This window comes from Segatella albensis DSM 11370 = JCM 12258, assembly GCF_000426565.1.
GTDB classification, from domain to species: Bacteria; Bacteroidota; Bacteroidia; order Bacteroidales; family Bacteroidaceae; genus Prevotella; species Prevotella albensis.
The window spans coordinates 8,287-33,773 of the sequence record NZ_KE384542.1 but is presented as its reverse complement, the minus strand read 5'-3'; the positions used below and the strand labels follow the sequence as shown (position 1 = coordinate 33,773).

17 protein-coding genes and 1 riboswitch are annotated in these 25,487 nt (G+C 41.2%); of the genes, 7 read left to right on the top strand and 10 right to left on the bottom strand.

From position 1 onward, the window contains the following. On the top strand, positions 1 to 222 hold a 222-nt coding region (locus K333_RS0111455), incomplete at its 5' end, for a transposase (RefSeq protein ID WP_027452726.1). Between the two features lie 114 nt (positions 223 to 336). Here the strand turns inward: K333_RS0111455 and K333_RS0111450 are convergent. Further along, positions 337 to 1,077, bottom strand: coding sequence for a nitroreductase family protein (locus K333_RS0111450; RefSeq protein ID WP_024990577.1), 741 nt, complete (start codon positions 1,075 to 1,077; stop codon positions 337 to 339). 272 nt (positions 1,078 to 1,349) lie between these two features. On the opposite strand from K333_RS0111450, the gene K333_RS12535 reads away from it, so the two are divergent. The 5 genes from K333_RS12535 (at position 1,350) to dnaA (ending at position 8,255) form a co-directional block, all read left to right on the top strand. Then, positions 1,350 to 3,932: an adenosylcobalamin-dependent ribonucleoside-diphosphate reductase gene (locus K333_RS12535; RefSeq protein ID WP_036889205.1), complete on the top strand. Its 2,583-nt coding sequence runs from the start codon at positions 1,350 to 1,352 to the stop codon at positions 3,930 to 3,932. Further along, positions 3,932 to 4,309, top strand: a complete 378-nt coding sequence (gene folB / locus K333_RS0111435; protein WP_024990576.1) for a dihydroneopterin aldolase — start codon at positions 3,932 to 3,934, stop codon at positions 4,307 to 4,309. The genes K333_RS12535 and folB overlap by 1 nt, the downstream gene beginning before the upstream one ends. Before the next feature lie 57 nt (positions 4,310 to 4,366). Then, entirely contained in the window at positions 4,367 to 5,578 is a 1,212-nt protein-coding gene (locus K333_RS0111430) for an N-acetylmuramoyl-L-alanine amidase family protein (RefSeq protein WP_024990575.1), read from the top strand. Positions 5,579 to 5,583: 5 nt separating this feature from the next. Then, positions 5,584 to 6,486 carry an MlaD family protein gene (locus K333_RS0111425; protein WP_024990574.1) on the top strand — a complete coding sequence of 301 codons (903 nt, stop codon included), beginning with the start codon at positions 5,584 to 5,586 and terminating at the stop codon, positions 6,484 to 6,486. Positions 6,487 to 6,851: 365 nt separating this feature from the next. After that, on the top strand, positions 6,852 to 8,255 hold the full coding sequence (dnaA, locus tag K333_RS0111415) for a chromosomal replication initiator protein DnaA (protein ID WP_024990572.1): 1,404 nt from the start codon (positions 6,852 to 6,854) through the stop codon (positions 8,253 to 8,255). Between the two features lie 326 nt (positions 8,256 to 8,581). Here dnaA and K333_RS0111410 read toward each other — a convergent pair whose 3' ends face one another. The 7 genes from K333_RS0111410 to hflX all read right to left on the bottom strand — a co-directional run bounded on the left by K333_RS0111410 (position 8,582) and on the right by hflX (position 20,251). Further along, a complete protein-coding gene (locus K333_RS0111410; protein WP_024990571.1) occupies positions 8,582 to 9,232 on the bottom strand; it encodes a thiamine diphosphokinase in 651 nt (216 codons plus the stop codon). 3 nt (positions 9,233 to 9,235) lie between these two features. Continuing rightward, entirely contained in the window at positions 9,236 to 9,835 is a 600-nt protein-coding gene (gene pnuC / locus K333_RS0111405) for a nicotinamide riboside transporter PnuC (RefSeq protein WP_024990570.1), read from the bottom strand. Between the two features lies 1 nt (position 9,836). After that, complete coding sequence (locus K333_RS0111400) at positions 9,837 to 12,161, bottom strand: TonB-dependent receptor (protein WP_027452724.1); 2,325 nt, start codon at positions 12,159 to 12,161, stop codon at positions 9,837 to 9,839. A 25-nt stretch (positions 12,162 to 12,186) separates the two neighbouring features. Next, positions 12,187 to 12,287, bottom strand: a riboswitch (TPP riboswitch). Positions 12,288 to 12,485: 198 nt separating this feature from the next. Beyond that, positions 12,486 to 14,144 (bottom strand): fumarate hydratase, encoded by a 1,659-nt coding sequence (locus K333_RS0111390; RefSeq protein WP_027452723.1) that lies wholly within the window; start codon positions 14,142 to 14,144, stop codon positions 12,486 to 12,488. A gap of 120 nt (positions 14,145 to 14,264) precedes the next feature. Further along, positions 14,265 to 17,168 (bottom strand): M16 family metallopeptidase, encoded by a 2,904-nt coding sequence (locus tag K333_RS0111385; protein ID WP_024990569.1) that lies wholly within the window; start codon positions 17,166 to 17,168, stop codon positions 14,265 to 14,267. Further along, positions 17,165 to 18,982, bottom strand: coding sequence for a DUF4954 family protein (locus K333_RS0111380; protein WP_027452722.1), 1,818 nt, complete (start codon positions 18,980 to 18,982; stop codon positions 17,165 to 17,167). The genes K333_RS0111385 and K333_RS0111380 overlap by 4 nt, the downstream gene beginning before the upstream one ends. A 15-nt stretch (positions 18,983 to 18,997) precedes the next feature. Then, positions 18,998 to 20,251 carry a GTPase HflX gene (hflX, locus tag K333_RS0111375; protein WP_027452721.1) on the bottom strand — a complete coding sequence of 418 codons (1,254 nt, stop codon included), beginning with the start codon at positions 20,249 to 20,251 and terminating at the stop codon, positions 18,998 to 19,000. Positions 20,252 to 20,402: 151 nt separating this feature from the next. Here hflX and K333_RS0111370 point away from each other — a divergent pair, with 151 nt between their 5' ends. Continuing rightward, the gene (locus tag K333_RS0111370) at positions 20,403 to 22,388 is read left to right on the top strand and encodes a glycoside hydrolase family 97 protein (RefSeq protein WP_024990568.1); all 1,986 of its coding nucleotides are present in this window, start codon (positions 20,403 to 20,405) and stop codon (positions 22,386 to 22,388) included. A 63-nt stretch (positions 22,389 to 22,451) separates the two neighbouring features. On the opposite strand, the gene K333_RS0111365 is transcribed toward K333_RS0111370, so the two are convergent. After that, entirely contained in the window at positions 22,452 to 24,959 is a 2,508-nt protein-coding gene (locus K333_RS0111365) for an ATP-dependent Clp protease ATP-binding subunit (protein ID WP_024990567.1), read from the bottom strand. Positions 24,960 to 25,157: 198 nt separating this feature from the next. Further along, positions 25,158 to 25,256, bottom strand: a complete 99-nt coding sequence (locus K333_RS13255; RefSeq protein WP_154653026.1) for a smalltalk protein — start codon at positions 25,254 to 25,256, stop codon at positions 25,158 to 25,160. Between the last annotated feature and the right edge of the window lie 231 nt (positions 25,257 to 25,487).

Sequence of the window (25,487 nt, the reverse complement as noted above, 5' to 3'; positions counted from 1 at the left end):
CGGCGTCTTATATATACGACCAACACCGTCGAAGGCTACCACCGTCAGATACGCAAGGTCACTAAGAATAAAGGTGTATTCCCATCAGATACTGCCTTGGAGAAACTCGTTTATCTGGCCTACCGTAATATCAGTGAGAAGTGGACTATGCCCCTTGCGAACTGGGCACTAATATCTCAACAATTGGCTATAAAATTTGGTGATAGATTTGAAATTATGTAACTTTGCTGCCAGGAAGGCTCCTCATCTGGAAAACACGATTAGAAATCGTGTCCCCCATCTGAGGTTAATATAAAAAGGACAATAGCCTTGACACAGTTCAACTTACACTACCTATTAATCTAGAAATCCTTGGTTTCGTAGAGCCTTGATCAATCCCTCCGACATCGCCTCATTATCTTTTTTAGTATATCGTATGTCTGTAAATATCTGAGCGAGCGTTTCTTTTTGGTTTATCTTCACGAAGTTAATATTCTCCTCCAAAGATTCTTTGTATGCGTATGCTTCATTGATCTTGTTACTGTTATAATCATCGAAATGCTCCTGATGCACAATCGTCTTTAGTGGAAGACGGTCGCTCTGTTTCGGGTTCTCGTCAGGCCAACCGAGTGTAATCGTCGCAACAGGGAAAACAAGTTTTGGTAGTTTGAGCGTGTTGATAATCATCTGAGGCATATATATTGTTGTTCCAAGGAAACAAGTTCCTAATCCAGCTTCTTCGGCAAGGTTACAGAAAGATTGGGTGTAAAGAAGTGCATCAGTAGCAGCATTCATGAAACTTAAAAAGTTATCATAGCCAGGATTAGCTTTCCTGTTTTCAGCCCATACTGTCGTACGTCTGAAATCAGCACATATTGTTAACACTACAGGGGCCTCTGTTATCATAGGTTGATTGAAGTGAGCAGGAGCTAAAGCCTCTTTGCCCTCCTTACTTTTTGTAACGATGACGCTGTAGAGTTGTAGGTTACCCATTGTCGGTGTCTGTTCCGCCTCTTCGATAAGTTTATATAATAGTTCATCAGAGACGGCTTGTTGTGAATATTTTCGAATACTTTTTCTTTGTTTAATAGTCATCATATCTATTTTGCTTTTCATATGCAAAAATATAATATATATTTGAATAAAACAAATTCTTTGTCTAAATTCAGATGAAACGATTATAAGTATGAATATGGGGAGATACGGGGAAGTTGATGTTTTTGTTCAACTTTAAAAAACATTTTAGGATGAAAGTTCTCTAAAAGAGAAATTTTTCATGCACGATATAACAGATTTATTCTCTAAAAAGTTTCATTATCTGAAAAGAAAAGACTATATTTGCAAGCAAACAAAAGCATATCAAACAAAAGATGGAAAAAACTAAAACATACTCATTTGAAGAAGCATTTGAGTCATCTTTGAAGTATTTTGGAGGTGACGAATTGGCCGCAAGAGTTTGGGTCAATAAATATGCTATGAAGGATAGTTTGGGTAATATCTATGAACAATCTCCTTTAGAGATGCATTGGCGTATAGCAAACGAGATTGCACGTATCGAGAAGAAATATCCCAATCCTTTAAGTGCTCAGGAAGTTTTCGATCTTTTAGATCATTTCAAATATATTATCCCGGCAGGAAGTCCAATGACAGGTATCGGAAATCTGCACCAAGTAGCAAGTCTAAGTAATTGCTTTGTGATAGGACTGGATGGAGATGCCGATAGTTATGGAGCAATCATGCGCGTGGATGAGGAACAAGTGCAGTTGATGAAGAGACGTGGTGGAGTAGGTCACGACCTGAGCCATATCCGTCCTGCAGGTAGTCCTGTAAACAACTCTGCATTAACCTCTACAGGATTAGTTCCTTTTATGGAGCGATACAGCAATTCTACTCGTGAGGTTGCACAGGATGGCCGTCGTGGAGCCTTGATGCTATCTGTAAGTATCAAGCATCCTGATTCTGAGGCCTTTATCGATGCCAAGATGACCGAAGGTAAGGTTACAGGAGCCAATGTAAGTGTAAAGTTGACGGATGAATTCATGCAGGCCGCAGTAGAAGATAAAACTTATGTACAGCAGTGGCCGATAGATAGTACAAATCCTAAGGTAAGGAAAGAAATCTCAGCCCGCAAACTCTGGGAGAAGATTGTGCATAATGCATGGAAGAGCGCAGAGCCAGGAGTGTTGTTTTGGGATACCATCATTCGTGAAAGTATTCCTGATTGCTATGCCGACTTAGGTTTCAAGACTGTTAGTACGAATCCATGTGGAGAAATTCCTTTGTGTCCTTATGATAGCTGTCGACTTTTGAGTATCAATCTTTACAGTTATGTCGATCAGCCATTTACAGAGAATGCACGATTTGATTTTGATAAGTTCAAGAAGCATGTTCAGATCGCACAGCGTATCATGGATGATATCGTTGATCTAGAAATGGAGAAGATTGACTTGATTATTGAAAAAATAAACAAGGATCCTCAGAACATGGAAGTCAAGGCGGCTGAACTCCATCTTTGGGAGAAAATCAAGCGCAAGAGTGGTATGGGACGCCGTACAGGTGTTGGCATTACCGCAGAAGGTGATATGCTTGCGGCCCTAGGATTGAGATATGGAACTCAGGAAGCTACCGATTTCTCTGTCCAGGTTCATAAAACATTGGCTTTGAATGCTTATCGCTCTACGGTAACAATGGCTCAGGAGAGAAGCGCCTTTGAAATCTATGATGCTAAGCGAGAGGAGAAGAATCCGTTCGTTCAGAGAATTAAGGACGCAGATCCTGAACTCTATCGCGATATGGTGAAGTATGGTCGTCGTAATATTGCCTGTCTGACAATCGCTCCAACAGGTACAACTTCTCTGATGACCCAGACAACATCTGGTATCGAACCTGTATTTATGCCTGTCTATAAACGTCGCCGTAAGGTTAACCCTAACGATACTGATGTACATGTAGACTTTGTAGATGAGGTTGGCGATAGCTTTGAAGAATATATCGTTTATCATCGCAAGTTCCTGACATGGATGCAGATCAACGGTTATGATACCAAGAAAAAGTATAGTCAGGAGGAAATAGACGAATTAGTAGCCAAGTCACCATATTATAAGGCAACGGCAAATGATGTTGATTGGCTGATGAAGGTTAAGATGCAAGGCGCAATCCAGAAGTGGGTAGATCATAGCATTTCAGTTACAGTAAACCTTCCGAATGATGTAGATGAAGCATTAGTTAATAAACTATATGTTGAGGCTTGGAAGAGTGGATGCAAGGGATGTACAATCTATCGAGATGGTTCTCGTTCAGGCGTTATGATCTCAGCATCAAAGAAGGAAAAGAAAGTAGCGCAGGAACAAGGGACAGCGACAAATGAGAATAAGACGGAAACAACTCCTTGTGTTCATCCTCAAGTAACGGAGGTACGCCCTGTAGAACTTCTGTGCGATGTCGTTCGTTTCCAGAATAATAAAGAGAAATGGGTCGCTTTTGTTGGATTGCTGGATGGTTATCCTTATGAAATCTTTACTGGTCTTCAGGATGATGACGAGGGTATTATGTTGCCAAAGAGTGTAACGCATGGTAAGATTATCAAGCAAACAAATCCAGATGGTACTCATCGTTATGATTTCCAGTTTGAGAACAAGCGAGGATATAAAACTACGGTAGAAGGATTAAGTGAAAAATTCAATCCAGAATATTGGAATTATGCAAAACTTATCTCCGGAGTGCTGCGCTATCGTATGCCTATTGACCATGTTATCAAATTGGTAGGCTCTCTTCAGTTGAAGGATGAGAGTATCAATACATGGAAGAATGGTGTAGAGCGTGCTCTTAAGAAATATATCGTTGACGGTACAAAGGCTAAGGGACAGAAGTGTCCTGTATGTGGACATGAAACTCTGGTATATCAGGAGGGATGTCTTATTTGTACCAATTGTGGAGCAAGTCGCTGCGGATGATGAAATTGGATAGTAGTTATATTACGATAAACGGACTGCGGTTTCATGCCTATCATGGCGTGTTGCCGCAGGAGCGTTTAACAGGCAATGATTATCTGATAAACTTACGGGTAAAGTATTCTATCGAGAAGGCGATGCATACGGATTGTGTTGAAGATACGTTGAATTATGCGTCGGTTTACGAAGTCATTGCTAGTGAGATGAAGACACCGAGTAATTTACTGGAACATGTTGCAGGAAGAATAGGAGCACACTTGTTTGATATGTTCCCAGAAATCAAAGACATAGACTTAAGTATTAGCAAATTGAACCCTCCTATGGGGGCTGATTGTATGGGAGCAGGAGTGGAAGTTCATTTAATAAATGATAAAAACTGATAGAATCTTCATAGTTTTCTGCTTAAAATTTTTAATTTTGCAATTAAAACAACACATATGGGTAAACGTATCCTATTAACTATAATAACTCTGATCATATTTTCGACAGTTGACTATGCTGCCAATCGTCGATTTACTTTGGTTATTGACGCAGGACATGGTGGGCATGATGCTGGTGCTGTAGGCTTGATATCCAAAGAGAAAGATTTGACTCTGAAATTTGCATTGGCTTTCGGAAAATATATTGAGAGAAAGTGTCCTGATGTAAATGTTCTTTATACCCGTACAACGGATAAATTCCTTGAGCTACGTGAGCGTGCTGCTTATGCAAATAAAAATAATGCAGATTTGTTCGTTTCTGTACATATCAATTCTATAGGTTCTGGTAGTTATGCCCATGGTTATCAGACATGGACTCTAGGTATGGGAGCTCGTACGGGTGATAAAGGAATAAAGATGAATCTGGAAATCGCAAAGCGTGAGAATTCTGTGATTTATCTTGAGAAAGATTATAAAACTTCATATAAAGGATTTAATCCTAATTCGCCAGAAAGCGATATCATGTTCGAATTCATTGCTGATAAGAATCGTGAGCAAAGTACAGAATTGGCTCGCTTCTTACAAGATGAAATCGTAAGTGCAACGGGACGGCAGAACGGAGGGGCGCATCAGAATAATCTGGCAGTTCTCCGACTGACCTCAATGCCAGGTTGTTTGATGGAATTGGGATTTATTTCTACTCCAGACGAAGAGGAGTTCTTGAATTCTAATGAGGCTGTCGACTTGTATAGTCGTGGCTTTTATAATGCTTTCGTAAGATACAAGAATAAGTATGATTCTCATTTGGCTGTTCCTTATAAGGTAGAAAAGGTCGATAAGGTAGAAATGCCACAGGTTGTTCCTGAGAAGTATAAGAAACCGGTAGCGCCTGTTAAGAAGAGTGAAGTAGAGGTTAGACCGACTACTCAGCCATCAAAGAAGACTGCTGATGTCTCGGCTCCAGTCTTTAAAATACAGATATTGGCAGCAAGTAGACAACTGAGTAAAGGAGATGCTCATTTCCAGGGTGAAGATAATTTTGAAGTTTACCAAGAAGGAGGATTGTACAAATATACCTTGGGCTCTTCTACAGATTATAATGCAATATATCGTCTTCGTAAGACACTTCTGGGCAAATTCCCGGAGTCTTTTATCATAGCGTTCAAAGATGGTAAGAAGTGTAATGTAAACGATGCAATACGTGAATTTAAAGCAAATCGTAATAAATAATTAGAATGAAGTACTTTACAAGAGAAGTAAAAATAGCTTTGGTTGCAGTTGTTGGAATTGTAATTCTCTTTTTGGGAATCAATTTCCTGAAAGGCTTAAACGTTTTTCAGTCTGATGATACCTATTATATAACTTTCAAAAATATAAATGGGCTTACACCTTCTACTCCAATCTATGCAGACGGATACCGCGTTGGAAGTGTCAAGGACATTATTTATGATTATGGACGGAATGAACCTATCAAGGTTGTAGCGGGGATAAGTAAAGACTTGCGAATACCTTTGGGAAGTTCTGCTGAGATCGTTACCGACATGATGGGAAATCAGCAAGTTAATTTGCTTTTGGCAAACAACCCTCGTCAGAGGATAGAACCAGGACAGACAATCGTCGGAGATGTAAATAATGGCGCATTGGGGAAATTGAAAACGCTTGTTCCTTATATTGAGAATATGATGCCAAAACTTGATTCTATTCTCACAAGTGTAAATATCTTGCTTGCGGATCCTGCGATAGCGTCTTCGTTGCATAATATCCAAAATACAACGGCTAACTTGACAGTTTCTACCCAGAGGTTGAATTCTATTCTTTTGCAGATTGATAAAGATATTCCTGGAATTGTGGGAAAGGCTAATAAAGTTCTCGATAATACAAATCATTTCACTTCTAATTTAGCATCTCTGGATGTTCAGGAAACTCTTAATAAGGTTAATGCAACCCTTGAAAGTGCTCATGAATTTACAGAAAAATTAAATAGTAAAGAAGGAACATTAGGTAAGTTGATGAACGATCCAAGCCTTTATAATCATTTGAATTCTACTGTTCGAAATGCAGATTCGCTCGTTGTAGACCTCAAAGCTCATCCAAAGCGATATGTTCATTTCTCACTATTCGGAAGAAAAGATAAATAATATTTAATTTAAAATCTATCTAAATAAGATTGTAATTGTTTCACACCTTCAAAAAGTTGCCTTTAAACATTGTGTTTATGGACTTTTTGAAGGTGTTCTTGTTATGTTTCACTTTCTCGTTAATAGTCGGAATAATATATCCTATTCTCTTTAATATCAAGACCTTACAATTTTCTCTACTGAAAAAATTGTTACATAAATATAGAATAACCTTTAAATGCTTTATTATTAGGAAGTTACGTATTCTTGCTTGAAGATGTATAAAAAGTAGAATTTGCTCATTTAAGAAAACTTTTATAATTTTGCAGTTGCATTTTAGACTATACATAGTCGGGAGACATACAATATATATATAATTTTATAGAATGGAAGTTAGTCCTAAAGCTCTTTGGGACAAAAGTCTTGCGCTCATTCGCGGGAACGTTTCAGAGCAACAATATAATACATGGTTTAAACCAATTGTTTTCGAAAAGTTTGATGAAACATCGAGAACTTTATTGGTTCAAGTTCCAAGTCCGTTTGTGTACGAATACTTGGAACAGAACTTTGTAGATTTGTTGAGTACGGTTTTACGTAATACCTTTGGTGAACAAACGAGGCTTACTTATCGTATTGTTACAGATAAGGAACATAAGATTTCTCAGGATATAGAAGCTGATCCTACAGATGCTGTTAGGGAGAATCCTAGAGTAAAGGCAAATCAAGGACCGACGGTTTTGGATCAAGTCGTTCCTGAATTGGACCCAAACTTAAATCCTCATCTTACTTTTAATAATTATATAGAAGGTGATAGTAATAAGTTGCCTCGTTCTATTGGTTATTCTATCGCAGAACATCCCAATACGACGCAATTTAATCCATTGTTTATTTATGGTCCTTCTGGTTGTGGAAAAACTCATCTTGTTTCTGCAATCGGTAACCGTACTAAGCAAATGTATCCACAAAAGAGGGTCCTCTATATTAGTGCCAAATTGTTTCAAGTACAATTTGTACAGGCTGTAATCAATAATAAAACAAATGATTTTATCGGATTCTATCAAACGATTGATATGTTGATCGTGGATGATATCCAAGAATGGATGGGTAAAGGTAAGACTCTTGATACCTTTTTCCATATTTTTAATCATTTGTTTAAGAATGGTAAGCGAATAATTTTGGCCAGTGACCGTCCTCCGGTAGATTTGAAGGATATGCCTGATCGTCTTCTTACCAGATTCTCTTGTGGATTGATAGCAGAGTTGGAGAATCCTAATACACAACTTTGTGTGGATATCTTGAAAGAACTTATTCGTAAGAATGGACTTGAGATACCTAATGATGTCGTAGAGTTTATTGCGCAGAATGCAGATGGAAGTGTTAGAGATCTACAGGGCGTTATTAATGGATTGCTGGCATATAGTATTACCTATGGAGGTGATATTAATCTTAAACTTGCAGAACGTTGTATCAAGCGTGCTGTAAAGATTGATAATAAACCACTGACTGTTGATGACATTGTTAGCTCTGTATGTAATCACTTCGATGTGTCGGCATCGTCTGTAAATAGTAAGAGTCGTAAGCGTGATTTGGTAGTTGCTCGTCAAGTATCAATGTATCTTTCTCAGAAGTATACTCGTATGCCTGCAAGTAGAATCGGTAAATTGATTGGTAACCGTGACCATTCTACCGTTATTCATAGTTGTTCTGCTGTGGAGAAACGTCTTAAGGTGGACAAAGAGTTTGCTGAGGAAATATCAAGTATAGAGAATTCTTTTAAATTGAAGAAATAATATTTCAAGGCTTTAGCTAAACACAAAAATGCCGGGTTCTCACGAATCCGGCATTTTACATTATACTTACTAAAATAAATTAACTCAAGTTTTTATTGGCCCTCACGGGCAAATGAAACCACCAAATGACCTCTCAAAGAGAGAGAAATATATGCGAAAATTATTCTCTAAATCCAAGAGCCTTAGCTTGATGTCTTGCCTTGACTCTGTTGCAAATATAATATTTGGCAATCGTTTGCACAACTATTTAAGTGTCTTTTTTGTATGAATTTGTGACTTTGGTAACTATTTAACATTGTGCTCCCACACAAAAATAAATTATAGGTTTACTTTTTGGCATCAAAAGTGAAATACATGAGGTATTCTCCGTCCCCATCCATTTCTATCGTTTTGTCGATAGCCTCATTTAGAGAGCCTTGCCAGAACTGTTGGTAAGCATAACTATTCCATCTCAGTCCTTTGCTATTTAGGTGTTTACAGCTAAAATTAAAGATGCTGACCTGTTGTCTAGGGAAAGTTTCAAATACTTGTTTCCCTGATGTTGGGATAAACCATCCATAGTCGGTTATCATGACAGGCATGAGATGATATTCCTTGTAGTATCTCATCATCAATGAAATGTTTGCAATAGTATGGTCTTCTCTCATGCCTGTAGCTCCAAGATATGCAATCGATCTTGCTGGAGTTTGAGACATGATAAAGCGTGTTGCTTTTGTCAGATCATTGTCTTCTTGTTCAGCAATATGATGAAAGATTTCCTGATGTTTCTTTTTGAATTCTGATGGTAGAGAGTCACCGTCTCCAATGATAGCCAAAGGCATCTTGCCATTTGAAATATATTTTGCTCCAGCCCCATCACAACACACCACGTTATGGCATAGGCCCAATAGTGATAAAGGAATATGATGAGTAGGATACTCACCATTAGCCAGTACGATCGCATCGAATTCAGATAGTTCTGTAATAAGTTTGTGCATATTCTATGATTTAGTTGCTTTCATTTTTCTATTCCACTCTCTGTAACCTGCAAAGGCTATTACTACGTAAATCGCATATAGGCATGCTGTGAATGGGATATCTTTGTATACATATAATATTGCTAATTCTAGATCTACTACAATCCATATCCACCATTGTTCAATATACTTTTTTGCTAAAGCCCACATACCAATGACACTTAGTGCATTGCCCCAGCTATCTAATATTGGAACTGTGGAATTGGTGAAGTTGGCCAGTATCCAATATAGTCCTCCCCACAGAATCAGAAAAACCAATAAGGATGGGATGATGTATTTTGTTGGGAATCTAGTAATAGGGCGTTCCATGCTTTTTTCGTCTTCTTTTTTCCCCTTGAAGAAAGTCCAGGCTATATATCCGTATATTGCCGCCAAGGCATAGTATACCTGTATGCCAAGATCGGCATACAATCCAGCATCATAGTATATAAACATATAGACCACTGGCATGATGATGCCAGTGATCCACAATGCAGTACTTGCCTTATATTCTTGATAGATGTATATGAGACCGATAATGGTCCCAAGTATATCTAACCAATCTTTGGTCAAAAACTCTATCATATTAGAAGTTTAAGCTCAGGTGAGCCATAAAATTGAATGGTGCAGAAGGAGCGAATCCAGCCTCATAAAGGTCGCCTTCTGTATATGCTGTGACGCTTCCGTCTGTTGCAACCTTATAATGGGGATCTGCCCATCCGTTGTTGTCATATTTTGTATTGAAAATGTTATATAGAGAAACTCCAATCTTAGCATCCTTGATACCTAACTTTTTCAAACCAAAGTTGTAGCTCAAATCAATGTTTGTATTGAAATAACCCTCAAGCATCATTCCTACGTTTACCTCTTTGTTGTCATCATCTGTTGTGACATAACTCTTGAAATCTGAGTTTGTGAGATACTGTTCGCCAATATATTGACTTTGCAAACTCAAGTTGAATCCCTTGTAGGTGAAAGTAAATATGTTATTAAAGATGAAATCAGGAGAGAATGTGGTGTGTGTATTTCCCAAATTTACAGTCTCTGTTACTTTCTTTACCTTATTGTCATTAGGGTCAATGTATGTTATGAAGTTACCGTCCTTATCTAACTTATCAGCAGTAATAGTCCAGTCCTTATTGATAGCCTTTGCCCATGTTGCATTAACATCCCAGCGGAACCAATTGACAGGTTTCCATGCAGCTTCCATTTCAACACCAGTACGATAGCTCTTTCCGGAATTACTGTTACTAGCAATCATCTCACCAATTTCATTAAGTGCACCAGTGAGCACATATTGGTGATTGTAATACATGTGGTATAGATTAATGCCAGCAGAGAAATCAGAACTTTCATATTTATATCCTAATTCAAAGTCTTGCAACCCCTCAGCTTGAAGATGCTCCACCTTATTGTTCTTATAATCATTGCGGGTAGGCTCTTTATGGCTGATAGCATAGCTGAAGTAAGTCTTGCTGTGGTTATCGATTTGATAATTCAATCCAAATTTAGGATTAAAGAAATCAAAGTCATCATGGATATGATATACGCCACTCTTGTCAGCAGATGTATTCTCTTTAGGATCTTGCAGACGATATCCAACGTGTCGATACTGCAAATCGATATACGCATTTAGTTTTTTGACGAACTCCCACTGAGCCTTTCCATAAATATTGAAATCACTTTTGAGTGCATTGTTGCGATAATATTCATAGTTAGGGTAGAAAGTTTTAGCAGTCTGTTTTACCCATTTCACGATACCGAAATGATCACCATCATATTTGTTCCATCCACCACCAAGTGTTGCAGAAAAATCATGATTGTTGTTATAGTTGATGGAAGCTACAGCACCATAGAAATCGTTTGCCATCTTTTTCTGGCGAGTAAGGTCTGTCGTATATTCGATATCAGAAAGACCATAATCTCTTAGATCCTGTCCCTTCTTATACTCATCATAATATCCGAATCCTTTGGTATAATGTAGTGCAGTACTGAAATTCCAGTTGTTGTTGAGAATCTGGTTCCAGATAAGTTGATAATTCTGTTGATGATAATTATCATTCTGGTCTTTGTAGTACTGTGTCTTACCATTTTCATCTTTGTACTTACCGCAACTATTGTATGTTCTTCCATAGAGGCTCTGCTCATATTTAGAAGCATAGTTCCAAGCGTGATAAGTTTGTTCAGTTCCATTCCATGTGATAAACTTAACCATAGTATTATCGCTGAAATATCCACCTTGCAGGAAATAACTATTCAGTTTTGTAGAAGCTCTGTCGAGGTATCCTTTAGATCCGATATTTGATAGTCTACCTTGAATACCCCAGTGCTCACCGATGAGTCCAGTTCCAAAGCGCAGCGTCTCCTTATGGCTATAGTAAGAACCTGCAGAGAGATCGATGCCAAAGAAAGGATTGATACCGATGTTTTCTGTCTGCATGTTGAGGCTAGCTCCGAAGGCACCAGAACCATTGGTAGAAGTACCCGCACCACGTTGGATTTGCATATTCTGAACAGAAGATGCAAAGTCTCCCATGTTGACCCAGTATACCTGACTGGATTCTGCATCGTTCATAGGGATACCATTAGCGGTGATGTTCACACGACTAGGGTCAATACCGCGAACGCGAATAGAAGTGTATCCAATACCATTACCAGCATCAGATGTCGTTGTGATAGACGGAGTTAGTGACAGAATATAAGGGATGTCCTGTCCGAAGTTCACATTTTTGATTTGTTGTTGCGATAGTGATGTGAACGCAATTGGTGTTTCTTGGTTTGCACGGGTAGCGGTGACCTGTACTCCTTGTAAACTGTAGACTTTTAGAGAGTCGATAGGCTCTTTAGTCTCGGCGTAAGTTTGAATAGTTGCACACGCAAGTACAACTAATGGCATGAATTTACTTTTCATGTTAACCTTTTAAAAATACTAATACATTAAGGGTTTTTCCTGTTTCCTGCGTCGGCATTACCCGTTTCAGGTTCAATGGGTTTAATCTCAGCATGAGCAAATGCCCTAGCACCCCTTAGTTGACATTTTGTCAACCGCTTGCAAAAGTACAATATTTAATTGAAATATACAAATATTTTATGAAATCATTGATATGTGTGTGGACTGATAGGTATGACGATGTAGAATCGTATGGTTAGCCTCACGAAAGGAGATAAAACAAAAAAAACTGTGCCAACCCTTTGTTGACACAGTTCTATATATTATATTAAGGTGTATACCAACTTATTTTTGGCAACCAACACATGGAGTCCATGGCTTAAGTTGCTTGAAGAAATCATTACCCTTATCATCTACGAGAATGAATGCAGGGAAGTCCTCAACTTTAATCTTCCAGATTGCTTCCATGCCGAGTTCAGGATATTCTACACATTCGATGCTCTTGATACTGCTCTGAGAAAGAACTGCGGCAACACCACCGATGGTACCGAGATAGAAACCACCATGCTTCTTACAAGCGTCAGTAACGACCTGAGTACGGTTACCCTTGGCAATCATTACGAGAGAACCACCATGATCTTGGAATTCATCTACATAAGGGTCCATACGGTTTGCTGTGGTAGGGCCCATACTTCCACAAGGATATCCTTCCGGAGTCTTTGCAGGGCCTGCATATAAGATAGGATGATTCTTGAAGTATTCTGGTAAGTCTTCACCAGCATCCAAACGAGCTTTCAGTTTGGCGTGAGCAATATCACGAGCAACGATGATAGTACCTTTCAGACTTACACGAGTAGAAACTGGATATTTTGTCAATTCTGCACGTACGGCATCAATACCCTTATCGAGATCGATCTCTATACCCTTACCACCTTCACCAGGGTTACGGTATTCCTCCGGGATCAGTTCGGAAGGATTCTCATCCATCTTCTCCAACCAGATACCGTCTTTGTTAATCTTTGCCTTGATGTTACGGTCGGCAGAGCAGCTTACACCCATACCGATAGGACAGCTAGCACCATGGCGTGGCAAACGGATGACACGGATATCGTGAGCCAGATATTTACCACCAAACTGAGCACCCAAACCAATCTTATGAGCTTCTTCCAAAAGTTTATTCTCCAAGTCGATATCGCGGAAAGCTCGACCTGTCTCGTCACCTGTAGTAGGAAGATTATCATAATATTTGATAGAACCTAACTTGACGGTGAGCAAGTTCTTTTCAGCAGAGGTACCACCAATTACGAAACAGATATGATAAGGAGGACATGCTGCAGTACCCAAGCTCTTCATTTTCTCAACGAGGAATGGAAGTAGAGTGCCTTCATTCTGGATAGTAGCCTTTGTCATAGGGTAGAAGTATGTCTTATTTGCAGAACCACCACCTTTGGCTACCATGATGAATCGATATTCGTCGCCCTCTGTAGCCTCGATGTCGATCTGTGCAGGAAGGTTACATTTGGTGTTTACCTCATCATACATATTTAGAGGTGCATTCTGAGAATAACGTAGATTATCCTGTGTGTATGTATTGAATACACCAAGAGAAAGAGCTTCCTCATCCTCAAAGTCTGTCCATACACGCTGACCTTTTTCACCATGGATAATGGCTGTACCAGTATCCTGACAGAAAGGAAGTATTCCCTTTACGGCAGTTTCAGCATTGCGAAGGAACTGTAAAGCTACATACTTATCATTCTCGCTTGCTTCTGGGTCTTTCAGAATCTTAGCCACCTGCAAGTTATGCTCACGACGAAGCATAAACTCTACATCGTGGAAAGCCTGCTGAGCGAGGAGTGTTAAAGCCTCTTTGCTGACCTTCAGGATTGTTTTACCTTCAAATTCACCTGTAGATATGCCTTCCTTTGAGATGAGACGATATTCAGTATCATCCTTACCTACTTGGAACATTGGGGCATATTTAAAGTCTACTTTTTTTGCCATAATGTTGATAATATTTAATAATGATGTATTATTCGTTTTTAAGATGTAGCAAAGATAAAAAAAATAATTGAGATACCTTTCAAGATACCTCAATTATTATATTTTTTAAGACCAACTATCTTAATAGCCGAAAACCTCTTCTGTTGACACACGTTTGATAGTACCTATCTTTTCGAGTGCTTTCATGTCGAGTTCTTTTTCGTTGCCAAGTATCAGATACTTATAAGTCTTGTTCTGTATGTTGTCTTTTGCGAAGTTGATAACATCCTTTAGTTCCAACTTAGGAAGCATCTCATATTCTTTCTTGTTGAGGTCTTCGTTTAGTCCTAATTTCTGTGCTCTTACGTATGCAGAAAGAACTGCAAACTTATTGGTTCTTCCAGAAGCCAAACTCTTCAGCAGACTCTGTTTTGCAAGATTGAAACCAGCCTCGCGCTCCGGAGTATTATTCAATAGAGTATTGAACTCCTTGATACAGTCCATCATCTTATCGTTCTGTGTGATGATCTGGGTATAGAAGCTCTCTTTGTCTCCAGGTCTTGAAGGACGTGTGTATCTTGCACCGGCGCTGTAAGCTAATCCACGAGCCTCGCGTAATTCTTGGAATACGATTGCGTTCATACCACCTCCGAAATATTCGTTGAACAAGTCGATGATAGCTTCACGTTCAGGTGTCCAAGTCTTGTTCTCGTTATGGTATTGAACCATATAGATATTCTTGGCATCAAAAGGAGCGATGATGACTTCATTTTGTGGAGTGGTCTGTGCCTCATATTTGCGAGTAGGGAGTTTAAGCATTGGCTGCTTACTCATTACGTAGTTCTTGGCAATCACCTTCTTGAGCGCCTTTAGTTCTGTAGGGCCATAATATAGAATCTGTGCATCGCGACTATTGCTTAAAGTCTTGAGCATATTGATAAGTTGCTCAGGCTTCATGCTCTTGAGCTCACTTTCTGTTGGTACATTACGACTATGGTTATACTTGCCATAAATACCATAGTTGAACAAGAAAGTGAAGTTCATTCTCTGATCTTTCTTGTAGTCTTCTCTTCCTTTCAGAACAGTAGCCACGTAGTTATTGTAAGTCTCCTGGTCAGCCTTTGCATGATTGATCAACTTTTCGAGTAAAGCAAGAGCCTGAGGCATATTCTCGTTCAAACCAGTCAGAGTGATAGTAGTTTCATCGTTTCCGGATGTGATACTATAGTCACAAGCCAGTTTGTAGAACAACTGCTTAATCTGCTCATTGGTCATCTTGTTAGTTCCAAGATAATCCAGATAACTTCCGGCATATCCGTATAGAGGACTTGTTTCAGAACCTACAGGATAGCGGAACTGTAATGTGAAAAGATCATCAGATGTATTCTGCTTATATAGCAAATTCAGTCCCTTATTTGTCTTAGACTTAACCAAATCCTTGTTGAAGTCTACGAATACAGGTTGGATAGCCTGAGGCTTGCTGTTCACGATTTCCTGAAGGAAAGCAGAATGCTTGTCATTATTTGTAGGGATTGGTGTGATGGCAGGCTTTTCTACTTTAACGATGGTTGTATCCTCGCCAAGGCGCTTGAAGACACATACATAGTTATCGTTCAAGTATTTATTGGCAAAAGCAACAATCTCGTCCTTTGTCATCTTTGAGATTCTGTCGAGTTTTTCAGTCTTTGTTTTCCAATCTTCACCATTGATGAAAGCATCGACAAACTGATTTGCTCTAAACGCATTACTTTCCAGTTGATTGTAGTAATCTCTCTTATAGTTTGCAACAACAGAAGGTAACAAATCGTCAGAGAACTCGCCTTTCTTCAATTTCTCGATTTCTGCCAGCAATAATGCTTTGACATTCTCAAGAGACTGCCCTTTCAGAGGTGCTCCACCGAGTAAGAACATGGAGTAATCGTTCATTCCTTCGAAACCGGCAAAAGCCTCTTGTGTCTTCATCTTCTGAGTTAAGTCGAGGTCAAGCAATCCAGCACGTCCATTATACAATAATGAACCGATAATGTCAAGAGTGTCACTCGACAAGGCACGCTGAGCAGGGAAACGCCAGCCAATATACAGACTTTCAGCCTCTTTTCCCAATACCGTGTAGTCTTTATGTGCTGTTATTGCTGCTGGTGCCGCATATTCAGGGCGAGAAAGATTCTCACTCTTTTTCCATGTACCGAAATATTTGTTGATGATTGCGATCACCTGGTCAGGGTCAAAATCACCAGCCATACAAATAGCTACATTGTTTGGTACATAGTAGCGTTTGAAATAATTCTTGATATTTACGATACTTGGATTCTTGAGATGAGAACCAAGACCGATAGTCGTTTGTGTACCATAAGGATGATTAGGGAAAAGACCAGCCATAAGTTTTTCATACATCTTACGACTATCCTGAGTCAATCCCATATTATATTCCTCGTATACGGCCTCTAACTCAGTATGGAAGCCACGGATTACCATATTCTGGAAACGATCAGCCTGAACCTTTGCCCAGTTGTCAATCTCGTTGGATGGAATATTCTCTACATAGCATGTTATATCATTGCTAGTGTAAGCATTTGAACCTTCGCTACCGATAGCCGCCATCATCTTGTCATATTCATTAGGAATATTATACTTAGCAGCTACCTGCGACAGAGAGTCGATCTTGTGATACCAAGCCTTTCTCTTTGCAGGGTCTGTGATGGTACGGTACACCTCATATCGATTCTGAATAGAGTCGAGTAGAGGAGCTTCTGCTTTCAGGTTACTGGTTCCGAAATGTGTTGTGCCCTTAAACATCAAATGTTCAAGATAGTGAGCCAGACCGGTTGTCTCGGCAGGGTCATTTCTGGAACCTGTTCTTACAGCAATGTAAGTTTGAATACGTGGTTTTTCTTTGTTTACACTCAGGTAGACTTTCAATCCGTTGTTTAGAGTGTAGATGCGTGTCTGCATCGGATCTCCCTTTACGGTCTCATACTTCTGTGCCTGTGCCGTGAATGCACCAAAAGCGATCAGAAGTGATGTGATCATCATTTTTGTTTTCATATTTTTTCGATAAAGTTATTCAGTGTCTTTTCATTTACGTCGCCCATCTTGAATTCTTTCTCAGCGTCGTAGCTAATTGCATTTTTCCATTCTTTTTTTATTTCCTCGTATTTCTCGAGAATTTCATCAGTGTCTTGGTCATCAATGGTTTCCAGGTTATGATAATCCATGATGGCGCGATAGGTCCATGTCCATCGATACTCATCATAGTTGTTGAACATATCGAGGAATCTCTCTTGTATGGCTTCGATATCCGTGACATCACCGTTGACGATATCAGCGACGAGTTGACTTTCTTCAGCTTGAGGCACCAACAGACCTCCCAAGTCAGACCAGTCTCCGGAGCCGATACTGCTGTATGGAAGAACGAGTTTGTGATTTTTCACGTTTCTTCCGATAGCCAGATGAATTGCCATATCATAGTATTTGATACCGCGCAGCAAACTCTGATTACGGATGATAACACCATTATAGTTGTAGCTGGCAGCATTTTCACCCATCTCCTTGCGTAATCGTTCCAAGGTCTTTTTACCTTTAATACATTCAGAGATGACAAGTGGCGATAGCCAATCATAGTTGATGAGACTGAGTCTGCCGTTTCGTGGTCGCATATCCCTTTTAGCCCACTTAGCAGTATCTCGATAAGTGCCCACTGTGGTAAGGTTGATTCCTGGTACAAGATAAGTACCGTCGTTATTTCCGAAAAGATAACTGAAAGGCAAATCACTTACTTTGGGATGAGTCTGAATCTTTCCCATGCACATAGAGAACGTACCGATGGTTGCAGGCCATAGAATATGAGCGCCACTAGCCGTCTTGCTTCCTCTTGCCATCGTCCCCCAGTGTATTGGTCCCATCTTGTAGGCATGATTGGAGAAATTGGTATTAGAACCGGCATTGTAGAAACTATATTCCCCACCAATGAGCAGACTACTCTTGTGATGGCTGACGGTGAAGGGACCGCAGAAAGCTGCACACGTCTCACCATTGTCGATATAACTGTTGGCAAAGAAAAGTGTAGCTTCTGTAGAAGCACCTTTCCCGATATGGCAAGCCTCACCGATGAAACAGTTATCCACTTTTGCACCGTCGAGAATACTGCTTCCGGCTTGTACAATTGCGTTGTCGAGAATCACGTCGTTGCCAATGAAGCAACTGGCGTCAGGATTACTTAAGATAGAACATTCGCTCAGCCTGCTTGCTCCGGAGATTTCACAGTCATCATTGATGATAGCATTTGTAATCTCAGTAGTATTTACGATTTTTACACGATATCCGATCTGTCCATGTTCTGGTGTCACGCCAGAAATATATTGTCTCAAGATCGCATTTATAGCCTCTGTAAATTCCAGAGAACCCTTATTGTGCAGAATCAGAGCAGCCAGTTGCGACGTTAGTGCCGATGTGATGATTATATTTCCGTCGCCCCCTTCGTTAAGCACACTGATTACATTTCCCTCACCGAAGGTAGCCCCACTTGTCGTATTCATCTTTCCGATGTTGGCGATATAGCATTCTTCACCGATTTCATAGTTGCAGATATAGTTGCCTACATTTTCTATCAGCGTATTGTCACCTATCGTCACATCTTTCAATGTAGCGTTGTAGATACCGGAGTGTTTTACGAACCCCTCATCTACCTCAATATTCTTTTCGAACACACCAAGTTCCACATTTCCGTAGAATCTTACATGTCGCAAGTGCTCAGCGCAGAATTCTTCGGCTACGCTGATGGCAGTCCAGTCTTCAGCCGAGCAACCTTGCCTTTCCAGTTGTTCTATTTCCTCTTCGGTTAACGATCTGTAATCATCCATGGTTTAATAACAGTCTTATAGTTCGTCGATTTCAGGATACAAGAAATCATTATATGGATATTTCTGTACATGCAGTTCACGTACTCTTCTGTAGAGTACATCTCTGAACTCATCAATGTTTTCCTTATCTTTAGCAGAGATAAAGAGACAATTTTCATGTAGTCGAGCCATCCATGTTTTCTTAAGATCTTCGAGAGAAATATTCTCTTTGGTTTCCGGAGTTAAGTCGTCAGGCTCTTTCTCTGTCCAATGATAGTTATCTATCTTGTTGAAGATAATCATACTCGGCTTGTCGCTGGCTTCCAGTTCCTTCAGCGTCTGCTCTACTACCTGAATCTGTTCTTCAAAGTCGGGATGTGAGATATCCACGACGTGCAATAGCAAGTCTGCCTCGCGTACCTCATCAAGGGTAGATTTGAAAGAGTCCACTAAGTCTGTAGGCAACTTACGGATGAAACCTACCGTGTCAGCGAGTAGGAAAGGAAGATTGCGTACGACAACCTTTCTTACCGTAGTGTCGAGTGTTGCGAAGAGCTTGTTTTCTGCAAACACCTCACTTTTCGACATGAGATTCATGATGGTAGATTTCCCCACGTTGGTATATCCCACAAGAGCCACACGAATCATGCGTCCGCGGTTTTTGCGCTGAGTAACCTTTTGCTTGTCGATCTCCTCGAGTCGTTTCTTTAGCAAACTCATACGGTTCAAGATGATACGACGGTCCATCTCCAGCTGTGTCTCACCAGGGCCACGCAGACCTACCGAACCTTTACCGCCACCGGAACCGGAACCACCTCCCTGACGTTCCAAGTGTGTCCACAGTCGTTGCAGTCGAGGCAGCATATAGCGATATTGTGCCAACTCCACTTGTGTCTTGGCGCTGGCTGTCTGAGCACGCATAGCGAAGATATCGAGAATCAGACTCGTACGGTCAAGAATCTTCACGCCCAGTTCTTCCTCGATATTCTTCAGTTGTTTGGCTGAGAGCTCATCATCGAAAATCACCATACCGATAGGAGTTTCGTTGTCTTCCTGCTCTTTGATATATAGTTTTATTTCTTCGAGTTTACCTTTTCCTACATAAGTAGTCTGGCTCGGTCCACCCGCCTTCTGTGTAAATCTCTTTACGGTTTCAGCACCGGCGGTATCAGCCAAGAACTCTAATTCGTCGAGGTATTCATTGGTCTTAGCTTCATCCTGCTCGCGAGTAATCAAACCTACGAGAATAGCAGTTTCGGCTTTGGCTTCTGATATTACAAATTCTTTCATTTATACCTTATTATATTATGGTTGCAAATTTAATAAATTTACTTCATATATTACAAAGTATGCCTTAAATATTTAAAAAACCTTGTTTTATGAGAGAAGTATGAACAAACTTTTTCGTATATTTGCATCTAAATATTTTAATATCAGTAAAATGCGTAAAATTATTGTCTCTTGTTTCTTCATGCTCTCGTCAGCGATGATGATGGCTCAGAATGTATTGTCCCAAGAAGGGCAGTTAGTATCTTCTCCCGATAAGTCACTTCAGTTGCGTGTCTCTCTTGAGGATGGAAAAGTTTATTATCAGATTCATCTCAATACCCGGCAGATGCTGTCGAAGTCGCAATTGGGATTTACAGCCGACATCGGAGATTTTACGCAGTCGCTTCGGTTTAAGAAATTCGAAGAGCGTGACACATTGATTCATTATTCACTCGCTCATGCCAAGAAAGCAGTGGTAAATCAGAAAGCACGAGTTGCAGATTTCACTTTCGAGAATGCCCAGCATCGCCTGTTTACGATCAACTTCCTCGTAGAGAATAATGATGTAGCCTTCCGCTATTCTATTCCCCGCCAAGAGAACGACAATCCGAAATGTGCGGTGGTACAGAGCGAGGTCAGTTCTTTCCGTCTCCCTTCACAATCCACCACCTTCCTTTGTCCGCAGATTACTCCGATGACGGGGTGGGAGCGTACCAAACCATCTTATGAGGAAGAGTATGTGGCAGATGCATCACTTTCTGCCAAGTCACAGTTTGGTGTAGGTTATACGTTCCCATGTCTTTTCCGTGTAGGCAATGATGGGTGGGTGTTGATTAGTGAGACCGGTGTGGATGCAGGCTACTGTGGAAGCAGACTGAGCGATTATCATGCAGCGACAGGTTATACGATAGCTTATCCTCAACCTGGAGAAAATAATGGGAACGGTACTGCCATGGCGGGTATCTCACTCCCTGGAAAGACACCTTGGCGCACCATCACCGTAGGTTCGACACTTGCCCCGATCGTGGAGACCACAATTCCTTACGATTGCGTGAGTGAGCAATACGAGGCTGGTGAATATGTGAAGCCCGCCCGATACACATGGAGCTGGCTGATATGGCAAGATAAGTCTATAAATTATGATGATCAGGTGAAGTTCATCGACCTCGCTGCCAAGATGGGCTATGAGAATGTACTTGTAGATAACTGGTGGGACCAGAATATCGGTCGTCAGCGAATGGCAGAACTTAGTCGATATGCTCAGAGCAAGAACGTACATCTCATGCTTTGGTATAGTTCCAATGGTTATGAGAATGATGCACCGCAGACACCTCGCAATATTATGAACAATTCAATAGCTCGTAAGCGTGAGATGAAATGGCTGAAGAGTATTGGCGTCGTAGGAATCAAGGTCGATTTCTTTGGTGGTGATAAACAAGAGACGATGCAACTTTATCAGGATATTCTTGCCGATGCCAACGACTACGGAATAGGTGTCATCTTCCACGGCTGCACCCTGCCTCGTGGTTGGGAGAAAATGTTCCCTAACTATATCGCCAGTGAGGCAGCATTGGCCAGTGAGAATGTCTATTTCAGTGAACATCATGCCGACAAAGAAGGTTTCGAGATGTGTATGCATCCATTCTCCCGTAATGCCGTTGCCAGTTTCGACTGGGGAGGCGTCATAATGAACAAATATATGGACAAGGATAATAAGAGTCGCCATGCCCGTAAGACGAGTAACGTCTTCGAGATGGCTACGGCAATTACCAATCAGTCGAGTATCAATTGTGTGGAGGTAACTCCGGAATCTTATCCTACACTTTCTGCCGATGAGTTAGAATACCTTAAGAGTATCCCTACGGATTGGAAAGATGTAAAGTTTATAGCCGGTTATCCTACTCGCTATGCAGTAATAGCGCGACAGGATAAGATGACAGGAAAATGGTTTGTCGGCGGTATCAATGGTACGAATAAATCCATAACACTTACGGTTGACGTGCCGATGATAGCAAATCAGTCTGTCAATTATTATTACGACAGTAAAGCCTACGTTCCTGGTGGTAAGTCGACTACCGCTCGTAAGCGAATCAAGATTAATAAAAACGGAAAAGTGAAGTTGACCCTTCAACCGAATGGCGGTGTCATTCTTTTCTGATAGAAAAACAAGAAAGGCTGTCTGTGCATAAGCAGAGACAGCCTTTCTTATAATTAAAATATATTAGTTTCTAAACACAAGTCCATCACCGAAATTGTCGATGATAATAGGTTTCTCCCTTGAAACCTCCTCGCTCAGCAATTTCTTGCTCAACTCGTTGAGCACATAGTCCTGAATGGCACGCTTCACAGGTCGAGCACCGAATTGTGGGTCATAGCCCTTGTCAGCCAAGTATTCTATAGCCTGTGGCGTCCACTCTAAGTCGAAATCTTGAGGTTCAAGCATCTTCTTAACCCGATTCATCTGCAATTCTACCACCTGAGCAATCTCACTCTTTTCGAGTGGCTTAAAGGTGATGATATCATCAATACGGTTCAGGAACTCCGGACGCATCAATTTCGATAACTGCTCACGGGTAGCATTCGAAGTCATGATGATAATCGTGTTCTTGAAGTTCACCATGCGTCCCTTATTGTCAGTGAGACGACCATCGTCGAGCACCTGTAACAAAGTGTTGAAGACATCAGGGTGAGCCTTTTCGATTTCATCGAACAACACAACACTGTATGGTTTGCGACGCACAGCCTCCGTCAACTGACCGCCTTCATCATAGCCCACATACCCTGGAGGCGCTCCGATCAGTCGGGTCACACTGAACTTCTCTTGATATTCACTCATGTCGATTCGCGTCATCATGTTCTCATCATCAAAGAGATAATCCGCCAGCGTCTTAGCCAGTTCAGTCTTTCCCACACCAGTGGTGCCTAAGAATATGAAACTTGCGATAGGGCGTTTCGGATCTTGTAATCCCGCACGACTTCGCCTTACAGCGTCACTTACTGCCGTGATGGCCTCGTCTTGTCCGATAACCCTACGATGGAGCTCATCCTCCAAATGAAGTAACTTTTCGCGTTCACTCTGCATCATCTTCGATACAGGAATACCCGTCCATCGACTTACCACATCGGCGATGTCATCGGCTGTTACCTCCTCGCGCACCATAGCCTCACCACCTTGAGTCTTCTTCAACTGAGACTGGATGTTTGCGATATCATCCTCCAATTGTTTCAGTTTCGAATATCTGATTTCGGCTACCCGTTCGTAGTTGCCCTCTCTTTCAGCCTTTTCAGCCTCATATTTCAGATTTTCTATTTCCTGTTTATCCTGTTGAATCTTATTTACCAGAGCCTTTTCGCCTTCCCATTTTGCACGGAAGTCCTTCTCACGGTCTTTCTGCTCAGCTATCTCTTTTTCCAGATGCGCCAGTTTCTCCGTGTCATTCTCGCGCTTGATAGCCTCGTGTTCAATTTCCAATTGTTTCAGATGACGAATGATTTCGTCCAACTCCTCCGGTACAGAGTCGCGCTCCATTCTCAGTTTGGCAGCAGCCTCGTCCATCAAGTCGATAGCCTTGTCGGGAAGGAAACGGTCAGAGATATATCTTTCCGAGAGTTTCACGGCAGCGATACAGGCATCATCCTGTATTCTCACCTTGTGGTGATTCTCATATCTTTCCTTCAGACCTCTCAATATAGATATTGCATCCACCTCATCAGGTTCATTCACCATGACCGTTTGGAATCTGCGCTCCAGAGCTTTATCCTTTTCGAAATACTTCTGATATTCATTGAGCGTAGTAGCACCGATAGCCCTCAGCTCGCCACGAGCCAAGGCCGGTTTCAGGATGTTTGCCGCATCCATGGCACCCTCGCCACCGCCGGCCCCCACCAAAGTATGGATTTCATCAATGAAGAGGATGATGTTTCCGTCAGCATGAGTCACCTCTTTGATGACACTCTTCAGTCTTTCCTCGAATTCACCCTTATATTTAGCACCAGCTACGAGCGCACCCATATCGAGCGAATAAAGTTGCTTATTCTTTAAGTTCTCCGGTACGTCACCTCTGACGATTCTCTCGGCCAAGCCCTCCACGATAGCCGTTTTACCAGTTCCCGGTTCACCTATTAATATAGGGTTGTTCTTGGTACGCCTACTCAGAATTTGCAGTACGCGTCTGATTTCCTCATCGCGTCCGATAACAGGATCGAGTTTACCGGCGCGCGCCTGTTCTACCAGATTCTTAGCATATTTATCAAGAGCCTGATAGTTTTCGTCACCACTCTGACTTTGCACCTTTTGTCCCTGTCTCAGTTCCTGAATCGCCATCATGGCTTCTTTCTCGGTCATACCCGCATCCTTCAGGATTCGGGCAGCCGCACTGTTTGTTGACAGGATAGCCAAAAGAATAGGCTCGATACTTACGAATTCATCACCGAGGCGTTGCGAGATGTCCATAGTCTTCTGCAACACCTGATTTGTATCGTTGCTGAAATACGGTTGACCACCCTGCACTTTCGGAAGATGAGCAATCTCCTGTTGAAGAGCAGCCTCGACACCATTCCCGTTAACACCTAATTTTTGAAATATAAAGTTGGCCACATCCTTACCTTTGGCAAGAACACCAGCCAGCAAGTGAACAGGCTCGATGGTCTGCTGACCAGCTCTTTGAGCTAAGTTAACAGCCTCTTGCACAGCCTCTTGCGCTTTGATTGTAAATTTGTCGAATGTCATATTCGTTCTCCTTTCTTTCATGAATTGTTTCTAATCTCCGTCTATCAAAGGTTGTACCTAATTAGAAAACGTGTCAATCTGTCAATATGATGTGTCAATTTGTCAATAAAGCAAATACGAATAGACTGCAATAGCTTACTGGGAAGTGTTTCCTTTTGTCATGACGTGCGAAAGCCCTTGCCACGTTGATGGCTGTCTTCAGCCTCTCATGCAACTGGTGACGCCGAGGGTGGTGGCGATGGCCGTCAAGATGGAGACAACCAGTTGGATAATCGTTTTCCAAGTTTCCTTTTTCATTTTCCTATAGTTTTAATGTTTTTTTGAATATATAAGACATAGCTCAGAGACCGAGCACATCGCTCTCGAGTATATCGGAAGTACATTGCTCTCGAGATACATACCCCCGAGGGGTTGCCGCTGTGATAACCGGGGGTTGCGATAGCAGACCCTCGGTATGTATGATGGTCTGTGTGAGTGCACCCCGGAGGGTGTGCCCGTCCTGCGTCTGTCATAGCTCGTGTACCCCTC

What these genes read in the sequence shown, in the direction of transcription:
- K333_RS0111380 (WP_027452722.1), bottom strand. Translation starts at nt 18,982, where the DNA reads ATGGATGATTACAGATCGTTAACCGAAGAGGAAATAGAACAACTGGAA.
- K333_RS0111370 (WP_024990568.1), top strand. Translation starts at nt 20,403, where the DNA reads ATGCGTAAAATTATTGTCTCTTGTTTCTTCATGCTCTCGTCAGCGATG.
- folB (WP_024990576.1), top strand. Translation starts at nt 3,932, where the DNA reads ATGAAATTGGATAGTAGTTATATTACGATAAACGGACTGCGGTTTCAT.
- dnaA (WP_024990572.1), top strand. Translation starts at nt 6,852, where the DNA reads ATGGAAGTTAGTCCTAAAGCTCTTTGGGACAAAAGTCTTGCGCTCATT.
- K333_RS0111385 (WP_024990569.1), bottom strand. Translation starts at nt 17,168, where the DNA reads ATGAAAACAAAAATGATGATCACATCACTTCTGATCGCTTTTGGTGCA.
- pnuC (WP_024990570.1), bottom strand. Translation starts at nt 9,835, where the DNA reads ATGATAGAGTTTTTGACCAAAGATTGGTTAGATATACTTGGGACCATT.
- K333_RS0111410 (WP_024990571.1), bottom strand. Translation starts at nt 9,232, where the DNA reads ATGCACAAACTTATTACAGAACTATCTGAATTCGATGCGATCGTACTG.
- K333_RS12535 (WP_036889205.1), top strand. Translation starts at nt 1,350, where the DNA reads ATGGAAAAAACTAAAACATACTCATTTGAAGAAGCATTTGAGTCATCT.
- K333_RS0111430 (WP_024990575.1), top strand. Translation starts at nt 4,367, where the DNA reads ATGGGTAAACGTATCCTATTAACTATAATAACTCTGATCATATTTTCG.
- K333_RS0111450 (WP_024990577.1), bottom strand. Translation starts at nt 1,077, where the DNA reads ATGATGACTATTAAACAAAGAAAAAGTATTCGAAAATATTCACAACAA.
- K333_RS0111365 (WP_024990567.1), bottom strand. Translation starts at nt 24,959, where the DNA reads ATGACATTCGACAAATTTACAATCAAAGCGCAAGAGGCTGTGCAAGAG.
- K333_RS0111390 (WP_027452723.1), bottom strand. Translation starts at nt 14,144, where the DNA reads ATGGCAAAAAAAGTAGACTTTAAATATGCCCCAATGTTCCAAGTAGGT.
- K333_RS0111425 (WP_024990574.1), top strand. Translation starts at nt 5,584, where the DNA reads ATGAAGTACTTTACAAGAGAAGTAAAAATAGCTTTGGTTGCAGTTGTT.
- K333_RS0111400 (WP_027452724.1), bottom strand. Translation starts at nt 12,161, where the DNA reads ATGAAAAGTAAATTCATGCCATTAGTTGTACTTGCGTGTGCAACTATT.
- hflX (WP_027452721.1), bottom strand. Translation starts at nt 20,251, where the DNA reads ATGAAAGAATTTGTAATATCAGAAGCCAAAGCCGAAACTGCTATTCTC.
- K333_RS13255 (WP_154653026.1), bottom strand. Translation starts at nt 25,256, where the DNA reads ATGAAAAAGGAAACTTGGAAAACGATTATCCAACTGGTTGTCTCCATC.